Below are 16,577 nucleotides of genomic sequence, written 5' to 3' on the forward strand. Positions count from 1 at the left end.
AAGGAGTTAAATTGATTACATTTGATAAAAATCAATAATCAAAAAGATAGTAATGATAAAATGGGGTATTTTAGGTCTAGGAAATATAGCTAAAAAATTTGCTTCAGATTTAAAGTTAGTCCCTACAGCTGCACTCCATGCTGTAGCTTCTAGAGATTTAAGTAAGGCAAATGAATTTGCTAATGAAAATAATGCTTCTAAAACTTATGGAACTTACCAACAACTTTTTGAAGACAAGGAAGTTATAGTTATTTATATAGCTACACCACATAATAACCACGCAGAGTTGAGTATACAGGCTATGACACATGGCAAACATGTTTTGTGTGAAAAACCTATAGGTGTTAATGAAAAAGAAGTAAGAGCAATGGTAGCTGCTTCTAAAAATAATAAGGTGTTTTTAATGGAAGGTTTGTGGTCTAGATTTAACCCGACAATTAAAAAAGTAAAAAATCTTATAAATAAAAAAGAGATAGGTAGTTTAAACTATATGTATGCAGATTTCGCTTTTTATGGGTTAGATAGAGAAGAGGATGGTAGATTGCTAAACCCTAGTATGGCGGGAGGTTCATTGTTAGACATTGGAATTTACCCTGTCTTTTTGGCTTATTTATTTTTAGGTAAACCAGAGACCATCCTTGCTAAATCTAATTTTCATAGTACAGGTGTAGAAATTCAAACCTCTATAATTTTTCAATATAAAAATGCACAAGCAGTACTTTATTCTGGATTAAATTCTACGACACAAACTATTGCGGAGTTTTCTGGCTCAGAAGGTTCCATAATAATTCCTTCTAGATGGCATGTGGCACAAGGGTATGAATTAAAAAAAGGAAATGAATCTTCTTTCGTTTCTATGCCAAGAAATGGACTTGGATTTACTTATGAAATTGAAGAAGTGCACCAATGTATTTTAAAAAATAAAACAGAAAGTGAATTGTGGAATCATCAAAATAGTATAGATTTAGCACAATTGTTAGATTCTATTCGTAAAGAAGTAGGAATTATTTTTCCTTTTGAAGAATAATATTAGAATTATACATTTATAAATCTTGGAATTTTTCCGATATTTGAAATTACCAAAAACTAAACCAAAAAAACTATGGGAATGAATAAAAACACCGTACTCGCGTGGGCAACATTTATAATGCTATTTGTAGGAGTAGCTCTTATTGCACTTGGTGCTTTTAGATATGATGATGTAGCCGGATGGGGATTTGCTTCTGTAGGTATAGGTTTTTTTGCTATTGCATGGGTTTTTAATGCTTTAAAAGGTAGAGTTTAAAACAAATTTTCACACTTTTCATTACGATAAATACATACTATGTCTGACGATAAGAAAGTAATTTTCTCCATGTCTGGAGTTTCCAAGACGTTTAAAACTGCAAATACACCAGTATTAAAAAATATATATTTAAGCTTCTTTTATGGGGCAAAAATTGGAATTTTAGGGCTCAATGGTTCTGGTAAATCTACCTTATTAAAAATTATAGCAGGCGTTGATAAAAATTTTCAAGGCGATGTAGTTTTTTCTCCAGGATATAATGTTGGGTATTTAGAACAGGAACCCCAGTTAGATGAAGATAAAACGGTTCTGGAAATTGTAAAAGAAGGTGTTGCAGAAACAGTAGCTATATTAGATGAGTATAATAATATTAATGACCAGTTTGGATTAGAAGAAGTATATTCTGATGCTGATAAGATGGATAAATTAATGGCTAGGCAAGCTGTTTTGCAAGATCAGATAGATGCTTCTAATGCTTGGGAGTTAGATACAAAATTAGAAATAGCAATGGATGCGTTACGTACTCCAGATTCCGATAAGAAAATAGCAGTACTTTCTGGAGGGGAGCGAAGACGAGTTGCATTATGTAGATTGTTATTGCAGGAACCAGAAATTTTATTATTAGATGAACCTACTAACCATTTAGATGCAGAATCTGTACACTGGTTAGAACACCATTTAGCACAATATAAAGGAACTGTTATTGCTGTAACGCATGATAGGTACTTTTTAGATAATGTTGCAGGATGGATTTTAGAATTAGATAGAGGAGAAGGTATTCCTTGGAAAGGAAATTATTCTTCTTGGTTAGATCAAAAATCTAAACGATTAGCACAAGAAAGCAAAACAGCTTCTAAAAGACAAAAAACTTTAGAACGAGAGTTAGAGTGGGTACGCCAAGGAGCAAAAGGAAGACAAACAAAACAAAAGGCGCGTCTTAAGAATTATGATAAGTTAATGAGTCAAGATCAAAAACAACTTGACGAAAAACTAGAAATATATATTCCTAATGGACCTAGATTAGGAACTAATGTTATAGAGGCAACAGGAGTTAGTAAAGCCTATGGCGATAAATTACTTTATGAGGACTTAAAATTTAATCTTCCGCAAGCTGGTATTGTAGGTATTATTGGTCCAAATGGTGCTGGTAAAACCACAATTTTTAGAATGATAATGGGGGAGGAAACTCCAGATAAAGGAGAGTTTGTTGTAGGAGAAACAGCAAAAATTGCCTATGTAGATCAAAGTCATTCTAATATAGACCCAGAAAAAACTATTTGGCAAAATTTTAGTGATGAGCAAGAGCTTATTATGATGGGAGGTAGGCAAGTAAATTCTAGAGCCTATTTAAGTAGGTTTAATTTTTCTGGTAGTGAACAAAATAAAAAAGTAAATATGCTTTCTGGTGGGGAGCGTAACCGTTTGCATTTAGCGATGACGCTTAAAGAAGAAGGAAATGTTTTGCTTTTAGATGAACCTACCAATGATCTAGATGTTAATACTTTACGAGCACTAGAAGAAGGTTTAGAGAATTTTGCTGGTTGTGCGGTAGTTATTTCTCACGACCGTTGGTTCTTAGATCGTATTTGTACGCATATATTAGCTTTTGAAGGAGATTCTCAAGTATATTTCTTTGAAGGTTCTTTTTCTGATTACGAAGAAAATAAGAAAGCACGTTTAGGTGGCGATTTAATGCCAAAACGTATTAAGTATAAAAAGTTGATTAGATAGAAAATAGAGTATTAACCTAGATGCCTCTTTGTAATATACACAAGAGGCATTTTTTTATTCTAAAATTAATTCCATTTTTACATCACTTCTAACATAGGGTAAATTTTTTTCCAAAGGAATGTGTGTAAAACCATATTTTTCATAAATATGAAGAGCAGTATCCAATTTGGTACTAGAATATAATAGAATTTTAGGCCATTTCTTTTCTTGGGCAAAATTTATAGCAAACTCTACTAATTGTTGCCCTATCTTTAAACCTTGGTAATCTTGGTCTACAGCCATTTTTCCTAATTCATAATTACCATCTTTCATTATAATATAAGAAAAGCATCCAACTATAGTATTTTGGTATTGGGCCATGAAAATATAACCGCCGGGCTTAATAATAGCATCTTCGCAATTTTCTAATAATTGAGAATCTTTTTCTTCGACATGAAAATATTTTTTCAGCCAAGCTATATTTAAATCTTTAAAAGCTTTTGCGTGTATAGGTTTGTAGGGTATTATTTGTAAGCTCATTTTTTGTCATTACTGTATTTTATTAAAGATATAGAATTCATAGAAATAAAAATAATTGCAACTTTTTTTAACAAAAAAAATCTAAAACTACTTTTCCTGCGTATATTTAAAAAACAAACAACCAATTTTAAAAGTTAAACAAGGTTAATTAATTTTTTACATTATGAGTGAATCTAAAAATAACAACGGTTTAAAGGTATTAGCAGGGTTACTAGGAGTAATTCTTTTAGGTACTATTATTTATACTGTTAGTCTTTATCAAGAGAAGAAAAAGACGGAAACTGTTCTTACTAAAGAAAAAGAATTAGTAGTAGAAGATTTAAATAGTTTAAAATCGGAGTACGATAAAGCTATTTTAGAGAGTAATGCAACTAATGAAGAATTAGTAACTGCAAGAGATAACATTTCAAAGTATATTGATTCTGTAAAAGCAATGAAAGGAGATATAGCATCTTTGTCTAGATATAGAAGACAAGTAGGTGTTTTAAAAGCAGAAAGAGCTAAATTATTAAAGCAAGTAGATTCTCTTACACGCTCTAATACTTTAATTGCTATGGAAAGAGATAGTACTTATGTAGAGTTAGAAAAGCAAACAGTTTTTAATGATTCTCTAGTAGTACAAAACACGCAATTAGCAGATGTAGTAGAAAAAGGTTCTGCATTAAATTTATCAAAATTTTCTGTAGATGCTGTAAAAGAGCGTAATAGTGGTAAACTAGTATCTACTTCTAGAGCTGGTAGAACGGATAAATTTAAAATTTGCTTTACAGTTGCAGATAATGTAATTGCAGGAGCTGGTGATAGAGAATTTTTTGTGGAAGTTTTAGATCCTCAAGGAAATGTTTTAGGAGAAAGTTATTCTAAAACAAATGAATCTGGAGCTTCTGTAACGTATAGTAAGTCTACAAGTTTTTATTATGAAAATAAATCTTTAGATGTTTGTGACTATATAGGAAAGCCTGTTGGAGATTTCCAAAAAGGAAATTATATGGTGAATGTTTATGATGATAAATTAAAATTATTAGGAACTTCTAAGTTTACTTTGAAGTAATAACGAGAACACACACTATCCATTAATATTTAAGAGCCAATCATTAATTTGATTGGCTCTTTTATTTTGTAGTAGAATTTAATTATTACTTTAAGCTACCTACCATATTTTCTGGTTTTACCCAAGCATCATAATCTTCTGCAGATACATACCCAAGATTAATGGCTTCTTCTTTTAAAGTAGTTCCGTTTTCATGTGCAGTATTTGCAATTTCGGCAGCTTTATAATACCCAATTTTAGTGTTTAAAGCCGTAACAAGCATTAAAGAATTGTTTAATAATTCTTTAATAACACTATGGTTAGGCGTTATGCCAGAGGCACAATTAACATCAAAACTTACACATGCATCTCCAATTAATTGCGCAGATTGTAAAATATTTGCGCCCATCATTGGCTTAAAAACATTTAATTCATAATGACCTTGTGTACCGCCAATAGTAACAGCTACATCATTACCCATTACTTGCGCACATACCATAGTAAGTGCTTCACATTGAGTAGGGTTTACTTTTCCAGGCATAATAGAACTACCTGGTTCATTTGCAGGAATAATAATTTCACCAATACCAGAACGAGGACCAGAAGCCATCATTCTTACATCATTTGCAATTTTATTTAAGGAAACTGCTAATTGTTTTAAAGCTCCGTGACTTTCTACTATAGCATCGTGTGCAGCTAGAGCTTCAAATTTATTCTCCGCAGTATTAAAAGGTAGTTCAGAAAATTCTGCAATATATTTTGCTACTAATACATCATAACCTTCTGGAGTATTTAAACCTGTACCTACGGCAGTACCACCTAAAGCAAGTTCACTTAAATGCGCTAGTGTGTTTTTTAATGCTTTTAATCCATGGTCTAATTGGGATACATAACCAGAAAATTCTTGTCCTAAGGTTAGGGGAGTAGCATCCATTAAATGGGTTCTACCAATTTTTACAACCGTATTAAACTCTTTAGCTTTTTTAGCAAAAGTATCTCGTAGTTGACTAACACCAGGAATAGTATTTTCTACTATTTTTTTATAAGCTGCAATGTGCATTCCTGTAGGAAAGGTATCGTTAGAAGATTGCGATTTGTTTACATCATCATTAGGTTGTATAGTTTTTTCGCCTTCACCTATTATTTTTCCTGCAATTTCATGAGCACGATTAGCAATTACCTCATTTACATTCATATTACTTTGCGTACCAGAACCAGTTTGCCAAATAACTAAAGGAAATTGGTCATCATGTTTTCCAGCAAGAATTTCATCGCAAACAGTAGCTATTAAATCTCTTTTTTCAACGGCAAGTACTCCTAATTCATGATTGGTATAAGCTGCTGCTTTTTTTAAATAAGCAAAACCATATACTATATCTAATGGCATAGATGCAGCTGCTCCAATTTTAAAATTATTTCTGGAGCGTTCTGTTTGTGCTCCCCAATACTTATCACTAGGAACTTTTACTTCGCCCATAGTGTCTTTTTCTATCCTAAAGCTCATTTTTTAAAAAGTTTTATTTATATCAAAGGTAGGGGTTTACAGATTTATTTCCATTTTTTTTAATTTTGATTTGCACTATTAGTGTATTTAAAAGTATCTTTGCATTGTTAATATTATATATCATGTTTGACTTTGACCAATATTTAGGATTTTTATCATTTTTAACCATTTTAACCATAGGTTTTTGGTTAATGATTTTTTTGTTAACATTTGTTATCCCTTACTGGTTATTTGGTAACATTAAAGAATTACTAAAAGAAAAAAGAGATGCTAAAAAAGCTGCTCGTGAAAACGCATAAAAAAAGGGAAATCTAAATAAGATTTCCCTTTTTTGTTTTTAGTTATTTTTGTTTACACTTTGATTACCAATTATTAAGTGTATTCCCAAAGCTTCTAAAATACTTTTCTAAACTACGGGTAGATAATTTTCTATTTATAATTTCTGACCAGGAGTATTTTTTATAAATATCTTCCTCTTCTGAAAGTTGTTCTGTTTTAAACTCTTTAGTTTCTTTCTTTAACTTTTGTTTTTCTTTAAGAATGTGAAGTTCTTTTTCCATGGCTTCTATATCTATACCATGCACATACCTATCATATAATTTAATACGTATAAAATAGACAATAGGAATAACTACCATACAAATAGGAATTACCCACCATATGTTTTCTGTATCAATGATATCATCAGAATCTGAGAAAACCTCAAATAACTGAAATGCATACATTGCGATTGGAATAATAATAATATGATACCACCAGTTTTTAGAAGAAAAAAACCAAATAATCATAAGATATAAAGGAATGATTTTACTGAAAAGGAACCAGAAATATACAGAAACACTATGAAAACCTCCATTATCTATTGTATAACCAAGTAAAGAAATTGTCTCATTTGGTTCTTTTGGCAAGTAATCATAAAACTTATATAAAAAAGGAGATACAGCAATAAAAAATACAAAAATAGATTCTAAAATTATTTTTGTTTTAGCTTTTTTACTTGTAGAATTATTAATCATTAGGTAGAAGTTCTTTTCTACTAACGATTATGTTTTAAAAAAAGTATAAAAAAAGGGCAATTAATATCGCCCTTTTTTTATATTTTTTATTCTGGCCTTAGATGTTTTTTATCTATTCCTTGTTCATACAGTTGATCATCATCAGAAGATGTGTTTGGGGAACAAGAGACAGCCATTAAGGTAACTACTGCTGCAAAAGCAAAAATAATTTTTTTCATTTTCATAAGTATTTAGTTAGACATGGAGTGTTTCTAAAAACGAAAGTAACTAAAAAATTGATGCGAAAATGCATTTAAACGTTAAAATTGAGCGCTTTAACGTATAAATAAGTATTTTGTCGATGTTTTTAAATCGAGGTGAAGTATAAGATAAAGGGTTACATAACTAATTGGCGGTTAGTAGCATCAATAATTTCTATAGTAATTTGTGTAGTATCTTCAGGAAGATAAGAAGGTATTTTTTCTGGCCACTCCATTAAAATCCATGCTTTAGAATTTAAGTAATCTTCTAAGCCAAAGTCTAACGCTTCATTTTCATCATTTAATCTATAAAAATCAAAATGATAGGCAATTAATTCTCCTTCTGTATTTTCATATTCATTTACAATTCCAAAAGTAGGGCTGTTTACTATATCTTTTACATCAAGAAGTTTTACTATTTCTTTTATTAATGTTGTTTTACCAGCTCCCATTTCACCATTAAAAGCTAAAAATTTATTTGGAGCGTTTCTTAAAATCTCTTCGGCAACTTCTTTTAGCTGATTTTCAGAATATATAATGTTCATCTAATTTTATTTAGGCTCTAATACTACAAAAGGAATAATCATTTCCTCTAAAGAAACGCCACCATGTTGGTAGGTATTTCTATAGTATTTTACATAATGATTATAGTTATTTGGATATGCAAAAAACATATCATTTTTTGCAAAAATAAAAGAACTACTCATATTTATACTTGGTAATTGTATGTTTTTAGGATTTGTTGCAGCAATTACTTCTTTTTCGTCATAAGTTAAACTTCTACCTGTTTTATATCTTAAGTTTAAGCTGGTGTCTTTATCTCCAATTACTTTAGATGCTTGCTTTACATTTATGGTTCCATGATCTGTAGTAATAATAAGTTTCATTCCCATAGTTTGGGCTTGCTGTATTATTTCTAATAAAGGAGAATTTTTAAACCAACTTTGTGTTAATGATCTATACGCTTTATCATTAGAAGCAAGTTCTTTAATAACCTCCATTTCAGTTTTTGAATGTGAGAGCATATCTACAAAATTGTAAACAATGGCGGTTAGATCATTATCTTTCTGAGATTTGAAATTTTGAGAAAGTTGTTTTCCTTGCTTTAAGCTACTTATTTTATGATATTCCCATTTTATGTCTAAACCTAAATTCTTTATTTGTGCACCAAGAAATTTATCTTCAAAAAGGTTTTTCCCTCCTTCATCTGTATCGTTTTTCCACCAGTTCGGATGTTTTTTTTCCATTTCTAATGGGGTAAGCCCAGAGAATATTGCATTTCTGGCATATTGCGTAGCAGTAGGTAAAATACTAAAGTAACAATCTTCTTTAATCTTTTTATAAAAAGTGTTTACTGTATCTTCAAAAGCACACCATTGATCTAATCTAAGATTATCAATAACAACTAATAATGTTTTATTGTTTTTAAGCTCAGGAACTACCCATTTTTTAAATAAAGTGTGCGATAATACTGGGGCATTATTATTTACAAACCAATCTTTATATTCTTTATCAATAAATTTTGAAAATTGATTATTTGCTTCTGTTTTTTGAGATTCTAAAATCTCGAACATACTGCTGTCTTCAATTTCTTCTAATTGTAATTCCCAGTATATTAACTTATTGTATAATTCTACCCATTCTTCCTTAGAATTTACCATAGCTAAATCCATAGCTATTTTTCTAAATTCTTGTTGATAATTTGCAGTAGTTTTCTCTGAAACCAGACGAGAATGGTCTAAGTTCTTTTTTAAAGACAGTAAAATTTGATTAGGATTAACAGGTTTTATAAGGTAATCTGCTATTTTAGAGCCAATAGCCTCTTCCATTATAAGTTCTTCTTCACTTTTAGTAATCATTACTACGGGTAAAGAAGAATTTAATATTTTAATTTCGTTTAAAGTTTCCAATCCAGAAATACCGGGCATATTCTCATCTAAGAAAACAATATCTACACGAGTTTCTTGGAGTTCTTCCAAGGCTTCTTGCCCACTTTTGCAGGTTACAACTAAATAGTTTTTTGCTTCTAAGAATAGAATATGTGGTTTTAATAAATCTATCTCATCATCTACCCAAAGTATTGTTATCTTGTTCATTTAGTACTTATATTTGTGCGTAAATTATACCGATTTTGATAAAATCTAACAAGCTTAAAATATTTAATGATCCAATTTACGGATTTATTAGAATTCCCAACACTTTAATTTTTGATCTTATTGCAGATCCTTTTTTTCAAAGGTTGCGAAGAATTTCTCAAATGGGACTTTCTTATCTGGTATATCCAGGAGCACATCATACACGTTTTCATCATGCTTTAGGGTGTATGCATTTAATGCGAAAAGCTATACAAGTACTAAGGTTTAAGCAAGTAGAATTAACAAAAGAAGAAGAAGAAGGGCTTTTAATAGCAATTCTTCTACATGATATTGGCCACGGACCTTTCTCGCATGCAATGGAACATAGTATTGTAGAAGGGGTTAACCATGAACATATTTCTTTATGTTTTATGAAAGAGCTAAATATAAAGTTTGAAGGGAAGTTAACATTAGCTATTGAAATATTTAATGGTAATTACCCTAAAAAATTTTTAAATCAATTAGTATCTAGTCAATTAGACATGGATAGGTTAGATTATCTTAAAAGAGATAGTTTTTATACCGGTGTGGCAGAAGGGAATACAAATGCAGAACGCTTAATTACCATGCTTAATGTAGTTAATGGAGAGTTAGTAATAGAAGAAAAAGGGATCTATTCTATTGAGAAATTTATTATGGCTCGCAGGTTTATGTATTGGCAAGTGTATTTGCATAAAACTGGAGTAGCTGCAGAGCAATTACTAATGCGCATATTAAAACGTTCTAAAGAATTAATAGTAAGAGGAGAAGATCTAGAGTGCAGTAAGAATTTAAAGTTCTTTTTAGAAAATAAAATTGATATTGATAATTTTGATTTAGATACATTAGTACGATTTTCTAAGTTAGACGATATTGATATTCTTTCTGCAATTAAGAATTGGCAAGAAAGTTCCGATTTTGTTTTGTCTCAATTATGCCAAATGGTTATAAATAGAAGACTTTTACAAGTAAAAGTTAAAAATGAACCTATTTCTGACATTAAATTTGAAAAACATTTTAATGATTTTAAGGCAGAAAATGATTTAACTGATGAAGAAACAAACTATTTTGTTTTTACAGGGGAGATAAAAAATAAGGCGTATGATAGAGATTATCAGCCAATTAATATTCTTAAAAAATCTGGAAGAGTAGTAGATATTGCAAAACTGTCTGATTATTTAAAAATAAAAACGCTTTCTAAAACGGTTTCTAAATATTATATATGCTACCCTAAAGATTACGTTTAACTATTTTTCTTACTTTTGTGCTCATGGTATTTACAGCGAGTCAAATTGCAGGCATATTAGAAGGGGAAATTGAAGGAAACCCAGAGATTGCCGTTCACAAATTAGCCAAAATAGAAGAAGGAGAAAAAGGATCTCTTACTTTTTTAGCTAATCCAAAATATACTTCACATATATATTCTACAAAAGCATCGGTTACAATTGTAAATAAAGACTTTATTCCAGAGCAAAGCATATCTACAACATTAATAAAAGTAGAAGATGCTTATGAATCTTTTTCTAAACTATTAGAATATTATAATGAAGTAAAAAATAATAAGAAAGGAATAGAGAGTCCTGTATTTATTGCAGATACTGCAAAATATGAAGAAGATGTTTATATAGGAGCCTTCACTTATATTGGTACTAATGTTGTTTTAGGAAAAAATGTAAAGATTTATCCAAATGTTTTTATAGGAGACAATGTGATAATTGGAGATAATAGTTCTGTTTTAGCAGGTGCAAGAGTTTGTTCGGAGTCTGTTATTGGAAAAAACTGTACCATTCATAGTGGTGTTATTGTTGGGGCAGACGGTTTTGGTTTTGCACCTAATAAAGATGGATCCTATAGTAAAATACCACAAACAGGGAATGTAATTTTAGAAGATAATATAGATGTTGGAGCAGGAACTACAATAGATAGAGCAACATTAGGGTCTACAATACTTCGTAAAGGTGTAAAATTAGACAACCAAATACAAATAGCGCATAATGTAGAAATTGGAGAAAACACAGTTATTGCTGCCCAAACTGGTATTGCAGGATCTACAAAGATTGGTAAAAACTGTATGATAGGTGGGCAAGTAGGTATTGTTGGGCACATTACTATTGGTGATAATGTTAGAATACAAGCGCAATCTGGTATTGGGAGAAATGTAAAAGATAATGAGATTTTACAAGGTTCTCCAGCATTAAATTATGGAGATTATAACAAATCTTATGTGCATTTTAAAAATTTACCAAAAATTGTTAATAGAATAAATCAATTGGAAAAAAAAGAATAATTGTGAATATGAAACCACAAAAACAAAGAACAATTGGAAAAGAAATTACCCTAACAGGTGTAGGATTACATACAGGAGAAAATGTAACTCTTAAATTTTTACCTGCGGCAGAAAATCATGGTTATGCTTTTAAAAGAGTGGATTTAGAAGGGGAGCCAATAATAGAGGCAGATGCTAATTACGTAGTAAACACACAAAGAGGTACAAATTTAGAAAAGCATGGTGTTAAAATACAAACATCTGAGCATGTTTTAGCCGCTTTAGTTGGTCTAGAAATTGACAATGTTTTAATAGAATTAAATGCTCCAGAACCACCAATAATGGATGGTTCATCTAAGTTTTTTGTTGAAGCTTTAGAAAAAACTGGTATTGTAGAACAAGAAGCAGAAAGAGAAGAATATATTGTTAAAGATGTTATTTCTTATAAAGATGAAGCCACTGGTAGTGAAATAACTATAATACCATCTGATACGTATATGGTAACTACAATGGTAGATTTTGGTACTAAAGTTTTAGGAACTCAAAATGCTACTTTAGAAAAACTTAGTGATTTTAAAACTGAAATAGCAGATGCAAGAACTTTTAGTTTTTTGCATGAGTTAGAAGCTTTATTAGAGCACGGACTTATTAAAGGAGGAGATTTAAATAATGCTATTGTTTATGTGGATAAGGAAATTTCCGAAACCACAATGAAAAAATTGGAGAAAGCTTTTAATAAAGAAAAGCTATCTGTTAAGCCTAATGGTATATTAGATAACTTAACATTGCACCAACCAAATGAAGCAGCAAGACACAAATTGTTAGATGTTATTGGAGATTTAGCATTAGCAGGAACTCGAATACGTGGAAAAATTATAGCAAATAAACCAGGGCATTATGTAAATACACAATTTGCTAAGAAAATTGCAAAGATTATTAAACTAGAGAAAAGAAATAAAGTTCCTAGTTATGATCTAAACCAACCACCTTTAATGGATATTCATCAAATTATGGATATGTTACCTCATAGACCTCCATTTTTATTAATAGATAGGGTTTTAGAGCTTTCTGATACACATGTTGTTGGTATGAAAAATGTTTCTATGAATGAGCCATTTTTTGTTGGTCATTTTCCTGGTGCACCAGTAATGCCTGGCGTATTACAAGTAGAGGCAATGGCACAAACTGGCGGTATTTTAGTTTTAAGTACTGTACCAGACCCAGAAAACTACCTTACCTTTTTTATGAAAATGGATAATGTAAAGTTTAAGCAAAAAGTGCTTCCGGGAGATACACTAGTTTTTCATTGTAGTTTAATTACTCCAATAAGGAGAGGAATTTGTCATATGCAAGCATATGCTTATGCTAATAATAAGTTAGTTTGTGAGGCAGAATTAATGGCACAAATAGCTAAAAAGAAATAAAAATGAATCAGCCTTTAGCTTATATACACCCTGGTGCAAAAATTGCAAAAAATGTTGTTGTAGAACCTTTTACAACAATTCATAATAATGTTTCTATTGGTGATGGTACTTGGATTGGGTCCAATGTAACCATTATGGAAGGAGCAAGAATTGGAAAAAATTGTAATATTTTTCCAGGAGCAGTAATTTCTGCACCGCCACAAGATTTAAAGTATGATGGCGAAGAAACTACAGTTGTTATAGGAGATAATACTACTATTAGAGAATGTGCGACAATACATAAAGGAACCTCTGACAGAATGAAAACTGTTATAGGTAAAAATTGTTTAATTATGGCTTATTGTCATGTAGCGCATGATTGTTTAGTTGGCGATAATTGTATTTTTTCTAACAACTCAACTCTAGCAGGACACGTAACTATTGGAGATAATGTAATATTAGCTGGTTTAGTTGCAGTGCATCAATTTGTATCTGTAGGGCAGCATGCTTTTGTAACTGGAGGTTCTTTAGTACGTAAAGATGTACCGCCTTTTGTAAAAGCTGCACGTGAGCCACTTTCTTATGTTGGTATAAACTCTGTTGGTTTAAGAAGAAGAGGAATAGCTTCAGAAAAAATTAGAGAAATTCAGAATATATATAGAATACTATATCAAAAAAATTATAATAATACACAAGCAGTTCAAATTCTTGAAGCAGAAATGGAAGCAACGCCCGAGCGCGATGAAATTCTTCAGTTTATTAGAGACTCGCAACGTGGTATTATGAAAGGGTATTTTAGTAATAATTAAGTATAAAATATAGGATAAGTTAAGAGAGTATATCTTTTAATAATTAACGAATAACTAACAACAAATAAATGGCATCTACATCAGATATTAGAAAAGGATTATGCATCAGATATAATAATGATATATACAAAATCATTGAATTTTTACATGTAAAACCAGGAAAAGGCCCTGCTTTTGTTAGAACAAAATTAAAAAGTGTTAGTTCTGGAAAAGTTTTAGATAATACTTTTTCTGCAGGGCATAAAATAGAAGATGTTCGTGTAGAAACGCGTTCATATCAATTTTTATATCCAGAAGGAGATACGTTTCATTTTATGAATACTGATGATTACAACCAAATTACATTGCAAGAAAGTTCTTTAGATGCTCCTGGCTTGTTAAAAGAAGGTACTGTTGTAAAAATTATGTTTAATACAGAAGATAGCATGCCTTTATCTGTAGAAATGCCTGCAAGTGTAGTGTTAGAGGTTACATATACAGAGCCTGGTGTAAAAGGTAATACAGCTACAAATGCAACAAAACCTGCAAAAGTAGAAACTGGAGCAGAAGTAAACGTGCCTTTATTTATTAATGAAGGAGATAAAATTAAAGTAGATACAGAAAAAGGTAGCTACATGGAAAGAGTAAAAGAATAGTAGTTTTTTAGAATGAAATTTCCTAAATCTTATACTTTAAAAGAAATCTCTCAAATTATTCAATCCAAATATATAGGGGAAGATAATTTTTCTATAACTGGTATGAATGAAATTCATGTTGTAGAAAAGGGAGATATTGTATTTGTGGATCATCCAAAATATTATGATAAAGCGCTAAACTCTAAGGCTACTACTATATTGATAAATAAAGAAGTAACCTGTCCTGAAGGTAAAGCGCTATTAATTTCTAATGACCCTTTTCGAGATTTTAATATACTAACAACTTATTTTAAGCCATTTGTGCCTGCAAGTTCTACTATTGCAGAAAGTGCAAAAATAGGAGAGGGCACCGTTATACAACCCAATACTTTTGTAGGTAATAATGTTTCAATAGGGAAAAATTGTGTTGTACATTCTAATGTTGCTATATATGATAATTGTGTTATAGGAAATAATGTTACCATTCATGCAGGAAGTGTTTTAGGTGCAGATGCTTTTTATTATAAAAATAGACCTGAAGGCTTTGATAAATTGCGCTCTGGAGGAAGAGTTGTTTTAGAAGATAATGTAGATATTGGAGCTCTTTGTACTATAGATAAAGGAGTTACAGGAGATACCACTATTGGTAAAGGAACAAAACTTGATAATCAAGTACATGTAGGGCATGATACTGTTATTGGAGAAAAATGTTTAATAGCCTCACAAACAGGAATTGCTGGTTGTGTTATTATTGAAGATGAAGTTACCTTATGGGGGCAAGTAGGAACTAATAGTGGAATTACTATTGGAAAAAAAGCTGTTATAATGGGACAAACTGGAGTTACTAAATCTGTGCCAGGAGGAAAAAGCTATTTTGGAACTCCAATAGAAGAATCTAGAGAAAAACTAAAGCAATTGGCTTACATAAAAAAGATTCCAGAAATAATAAAAAAAGTAGAAAAGTAAATTAAAAAGGAGTTTACTTTAAAAATCATTTACAAACGCATATTTTTGTGTTATTAAAAAAATAATATCGTATGAGTGTTCTAGTTAACAAAGATTCTAAAATAATAGTACAAGGTTTTACAGGAAGTGAAGGAACTTTCCATGCCGGACAAATGATTGATTACGGTACTAACGTTGTTGGTGGTGTTACTCCAGGAAAAGGAGGTCAAGAACATTTAGGAAAACCTGTTTTTAATACAGTTTTAGAAGCAGTTGAAAAAGTAGGGGCAGATACAACTATTATATTTGTACCGCCAGCATTTGCTGCCGATGCTATTATGGAAGCAGCTAATGCAGGTATTAAAGTTATAATTACTATTACAGAAGGTATACCTGTAGCTGACATGGTAAAAGCCTCTAATTACATAAAAGATAAAGACTGTAGACTTGTTGGTCCTAACTGTCCAGGTGTTATTACTCCAGGCGAAGCAAAAGTTGGTATTATGCCAGGATTTGTTTTTAAAGAAGGGAATGTAGGTATTGTTTCTAAATCAGGAACTTTAACTTATGAAGCTGCAGACCAAGTGGTTCGTCAAGGACTAGGAATAACTACTGCAATTGGTATTGGTGGTGACCCAATAATTGGAACTACAACAAAAGAAGCTGTAGAATTATTAATTAATGATTCTGAAACAGAGTGTGTTGTTATGATTGGAGAAATTGGAGGACAACTAGAAGCTGATGCTGCAGAATGGTATAAGGCAAGTGGAAGTAAAAAACCAATTGTTGGTTTTATTGCTGGTGAAACTGCTCCTGCAGGAAGAACTATGGGGCATGCTGGTGCTATAGTTGGTGGTAGTGATGATACTGCACAAGCAAAAAAACGTATTATGAGAGAATGTGGAATACATGTTGTAGATTCTCCTGCCGAAATAGGTGTTAAAGTAAAAGAAGTTATGGGATAATAACATGTAAAGTGTTAAATCTTTCAAAATAATTCTTACATTAAATCCATCATTCTTACATTAGAATGATGGATTTTTTTTACAGTTAATTTTCGTCAACATTTCCTTGATAAATTATGTAAACTACTAATGACTTT

At 31.0% G+C, this 16,577-nt stretch carries 18 protein-coding genes; 12 read left to right on the plus strand and 6 right to left on the minus strand.

Annotated features, from left to right (window positions below; genetic code table 11):
- The first annotated feature begins 52 nt into the window (after positions 1–52).
- The 3 genes from CLV91_RS08095 to ettA all read left to right on the plus strand — a co-directional run bounded on the left by CLV91_RS08095 (position 53) and on the right by ettA (position 3,016).
- Entirely contained in the window at positions 53–1,027 is a 975-nt protein-coding gene (locus CLV91_RS08095; protein ID WP_121066172.1) for a Gfo/Idh/MocA family protein, read from the plus strand.
- Positions 1,028–1,102: 75 nt separating this feature from the next.
- A complete protein-coding gene (locus CLV91_RS08100) occupies positions 1,103–1,285 on the plus strand; it encodes a CAL67264 family membrane protein (RefSeq protein ID WP_121066176.1) in 183 nt (60 codons plus the stop codon).
- A 39-nt stretch (positions 1,286–1,324) separates the two neighbouring features.
- Positions 1,325–3,016: an energy-dependent translational throttle protein EttA gene (gene ettA, locus CLV91_RS08105; RefSeq protein WP_121066179.1), complete on the plus strand. Its 1,692-nt coding sequence runs from the start codon at positions 1,325–1,327 to the stop codon at positions 3,014–3,016.
- Positions 3,017–3,070: 54 nt separating this feature from the next.
- On the opposite strand, the gene CLV91_RS08110 is transcribed toward ettA, so the two are convergent.
- Positions 3,071–3,535: a GNAT family N-acetyltransferase gene (locus CLV91_RS08110; RefSeq protein ID WP_121066182.1), complete on the minus strand. Its 465-nt coding sequence runs from the start codon at positions 3,533–3,535 to the stop codon at positions 3,071–3,073.
- Positions 3,536–3,698: 163 nt separating this feature from the next.
- Here CLV91_RS08110 and CLV91_RS08115 point away from each other — a divergent pair, with 163 nt between their 5' ends.
- Entirely contained in the window at positions 3,699–4,586 is an 888-nt protein-coding gene (locus CLV91_RS08115) for a hypothetical protein (RefSeq protein WP_121066186.1), read from the plus strand.
- An 85-nt stretch (positions 4,587–4,671) separates the two neighbouring features.
- Here the strand turns inward: CLV91_RS08115 and fumC are convergent, their stop codons facing one another.
- Positions 4,672–6,069, minus strand: coding sequence for a class II fumarate hydratase (gene fumC, locus CLV91_RS08120; protein WP_121066189.1), 1,398 nt, complete (start codon positions 6,067–6,069; stop codon positions 4,672–4,674).
- Between the two features lie 122 nt (positions 6,070–6,191).
- Here fumC and CLV91_RS16835 point away from each other — a divergent pair, with 122 nt between their 5' ends.
- Positions 6,192–6,368 carry a hypothetical protein gene (locus CLV91_RS16835; protein WP_170146721.1) on the plus strand — a complete coding sequence of 59 codons (177 nt, stop codon included), beginning with the start codon at positions 6,192–6,194 and terminating at the stop codon, positions 6,366–6,368.
- A 63-nt stretch (positions 6,369–6,431) separates the two neighbouring features.
- On the opposite strand, the gene CLV91_RS08125 is transcribed toward CLV91_RS16835, so the two are convergent.
- From CLV91_RS08125 to porX, 4 genes are all read right to left on the minus strand, one after another.
- A complete protein-coding gene (locus tag CLV91_RS08125; protein WP_121066192.1) occupies positions 6,432–7,085 on the minus strand; it encodes a hypothetical protein in 654 nt (217 codons plus the stop codon).
- 86 nt (positions 7,086–7,171) lie between these two features.
- Positions 7,172–7,303, minus strand: a complete 132-nt coding sequence (locus CLV91_RS17015) for a hypothetical protein (RefSeq protein WP_262697339.1) — start codon at positions 7,301–7,303, stop codon at positions 7,172–7,174.
- A gap of 158 nt (positions 7,304–7,461) precedes the next feature.
- Positions 7,462–7,869: a tRNA (adenosine(37)-N6)-threonylcarbamoyltransferase complex ATPase subunit type 1 TsaE gene (gene tsaE, locus CLV91_RS08130; protein ID WP_121066195.1), complete on the minus strand. Its 408-nt coding sequence runs from the start codon at positions 7,867–7,869 to the stop codon at positions 7,462–7,464.
- A gap of 6 nt (positions 7,870–7,875) precedes the next feature.
- Positions 7,876–9,420, minus strand: coding sequence for a T9SS response regulator signal transducer PorX (porX, locus tag CLV91_RS08135; protein WP_121066198.1), 1,545 nt, complete (start codon positions 9,418–9,420; stop codon positions 7,876–7,878).
- 35 nt (positions 9,421–9,455) lie between these two features.
- Between porX and CLV91_RS08140 the strand changes: the two genes are divergently transcribed.
- The 7 genes from CLV91_RS08140 (at position 9,456) to sucD (ending at position 16,440) form a co-directional block, all read left to right on the plus strand.
- The gene (locus tag CLV91_RS08140; RefSeq protein ID WP_121066201.1) at positions 9,456–10,685 is read left to right on the plus strand and encodes an HD domain-containing protein; all 1,230 of its coding nucleotides are present in this window, start codon (positions 9,456–9,458) and stop codon (positions 10,683–10,685) included.
- A 23-nt stretch (positions 10,686–10,708) separates the two neighbouring features.
- A complete protein-coding gene (lpxD, locus tag CLV91_RS08145) occupies positions 10,709–11,725 on the plus strand; it encodes a UDP-3-O-(3-hydroxymyristoyl)glucosamine N-acyltransferase (protein WP_121066203.1) in 1,017 nt (338 codons plus the stop codon).
- 8 nt (positions 11,726–11,733) lie between these two features.
- Positions 11,734–13,128: a bifunctional UDP-3-O-[3-hydroxymyristoyl] N-acetylglucosamine deacetylase/3-hydroxyacyl-ACP dehydratase gene (locus CLV91_RS08150; RefSeq protein ID WP_121066207.1), complete on the plus strand. Its 1,395-nt coding sequence runs from the start codon at positions 11,734–11,736 to the stop codon at positions 13,126–13,128.
- Positions 13,129–13,130: 2 nt separating this feature from the next.
- Positions 13,131–13,916, plus strand: a complete 786-nt coding sequence (gene lpxA / locus CLV91_RS08155) for an acyl-ACP--UDP-N-acetylglucosamine O-acyltransferase (RefSeq protein WP_121066210.1) — start codon at positions 13,131–13,133, stop codon at positions 13,914–13,916.
- 68 nt (positions 13,917–13,984) lie between these two features.
- Positions 13,985–14,551, plus strand: coding sequence for an elongation factor P (efp, locus tag CLV91_RS08160; RefSeq protein ID WP_121066213.1), 567 nt, complete (start codon positions 13,985–13,987; stop codon positions 14,549–14,551).
- Positions 14,552–14,563: 12 nt separating this feature from the next.
- Positions 14,564–15,496 (plus strand): UDP-3-O-(3-hydroxymyristoyl)glucosamine N-acyltransferase, encoded by a 933-nt coding sequence (locus CLV91_RS08165; RefSeq protein WP_121066216.1) that lies wholly within the window; start codon positions 14,564–14,566, stop codon positions 15,494–15,496.
- 71 nt (positions 15,497–15,567) lie between these two features.
- The gene (gene sucD / locus CLV91_RS08170) at positions 15,568–16,440 is read left to right on the plus strand and encodes a succinate--CoA ligase subunit alpha (RefSeq protein WP_121066219.1); all 873 of its coding nucleotides are present in this window, start codon (positions 15,568–15,570) and stop codon (positions 16,438–16,440) included.
- The last annotated feature ends 137 nt before the right edge of the window (positions 16,441–16,577 follow it).

It is taken from the genome of Maribacter vaceletii (assembly GCF_003634105.1).
In the GTDB taxonomy this organism is placed as follows: Bacteria; Bacteroidota; Bacteroidia; order Flavobacteriales; family Flavobacteriaceae; genus Maribacter_B; species Maribacter_B vaceletii.

Bases quoted from the DNA above. Each gene is read 5' to 3' on its own strand.
- CLV91_RS17015 (WP_262697339.1), bottom strand. From the start codon at position 7,303: ATGAAAAAAATTATTTTTGCTTTTGCAGCAGTAGTTACCTTAATGGCT.
- sucD (WP_121066219.1), top strand. From the start codon at position 15,568: ATGAGTGTTCTAGTTAACAAAGATTCTAAAATAATAGTACAAGGTTTT.
- tsaE (WP_121066195.1), bottom strand. From the start codon at position 7,869: ATGAACATTATATATTCTGAAAATCAGCTAAAAGAAGTTGCCGAAGAG.
- CLV91_RS08115 (WP_121066186.1), top strand. From the start codon at position 3,699: ATGAGTGAATCTAAAAATAACAACGGTTTAAAGGTATTAGCAGGGTTA.
- CLV91_RS16835 (WP_170146721.1), top strand. From the start codon at position 6,192: ATGTTTGACTTTGACCAATATTTAGGATTTTTATCATTTTTAACCATT.
- porX (WP_121066198.1), bottom strand. From the start codon at position 9,420: ATGAACAAGATAACAATACTTTGGGTAGATGATGAGATAGATTTATTA.
- ettA (WP_121066179.1), top strand. From the start codon at position 1,325: ATGTCTGACGATAAGAAAGTAATTTTCTCCATGTCTGGAGTTTCCAAG.
- CLV91_RS08100 (WP_121066176.1), top strand. From the start codon at position 1,103: ATGGGAATGAATAAAAACACCGTACTCGCGTGGGCAACATTTATAATG.
- CLV91_RS08110 (WP_121066182.1), bottom strand. From the start codon at position 3,535: ATGAGCTTACAAATAATACCCTACAAACCTATACACGCAAAAGCTTTT.
- lpxA (WP_121066210.1), top strand. From the start codon at position 13,131: ATGAATCAGCCTTTAGCTTATATACACCCTGGTGCAAAAATTGCAAAA.
- efp (WP_121066213.1), top strand. From the start codon at position 13,985: ATGGCATCTACATCAGATATTAGAAAAGGATTATGCATCAGATATAAT.
- lpxD (WP_121066203.1), top strand. From the start codon at position 10,709: ATGGTATTTACAGCGAGTCAAATTGCAGGCATATTAGAAGGGGAAATT.
- CLV91_RS08150 (WP_121066207.1), top strand. From the start codon at position 11,734: ATGAAACCACAAAAACAAAGAACAATTGGAAAAGAAATTACCCTAACA.
- CLV91_RS08125 (WP_121066192.1), bottom strand. From the start codon at position 7,085: ATGATTAATAATTCTACAAGTAAAAAAGCTAAAACAAAAATAATTTTA.
- CLV91_RS08165 (WP_121066216.1), top strand. From the start codon at position 14,564: ATGAAATTTCCTAAATCTTATACTTTAAAAGAAATCTCTCAAATTATT.
- CLV91_RS08095 (WP_121066172.1), top strand. From the start codon at position 53: ATGATAAAATGGGGTATTTTAGGTCTAGGAAATATAGCTAAAAAATTT.
- fumC (WP_121066189.1), bottom strand. From the start codon at position 6,069: ATGAGCTTTAGGATAGAAAAAGACACTATGGGCGAAGTAAAAGTTCCT.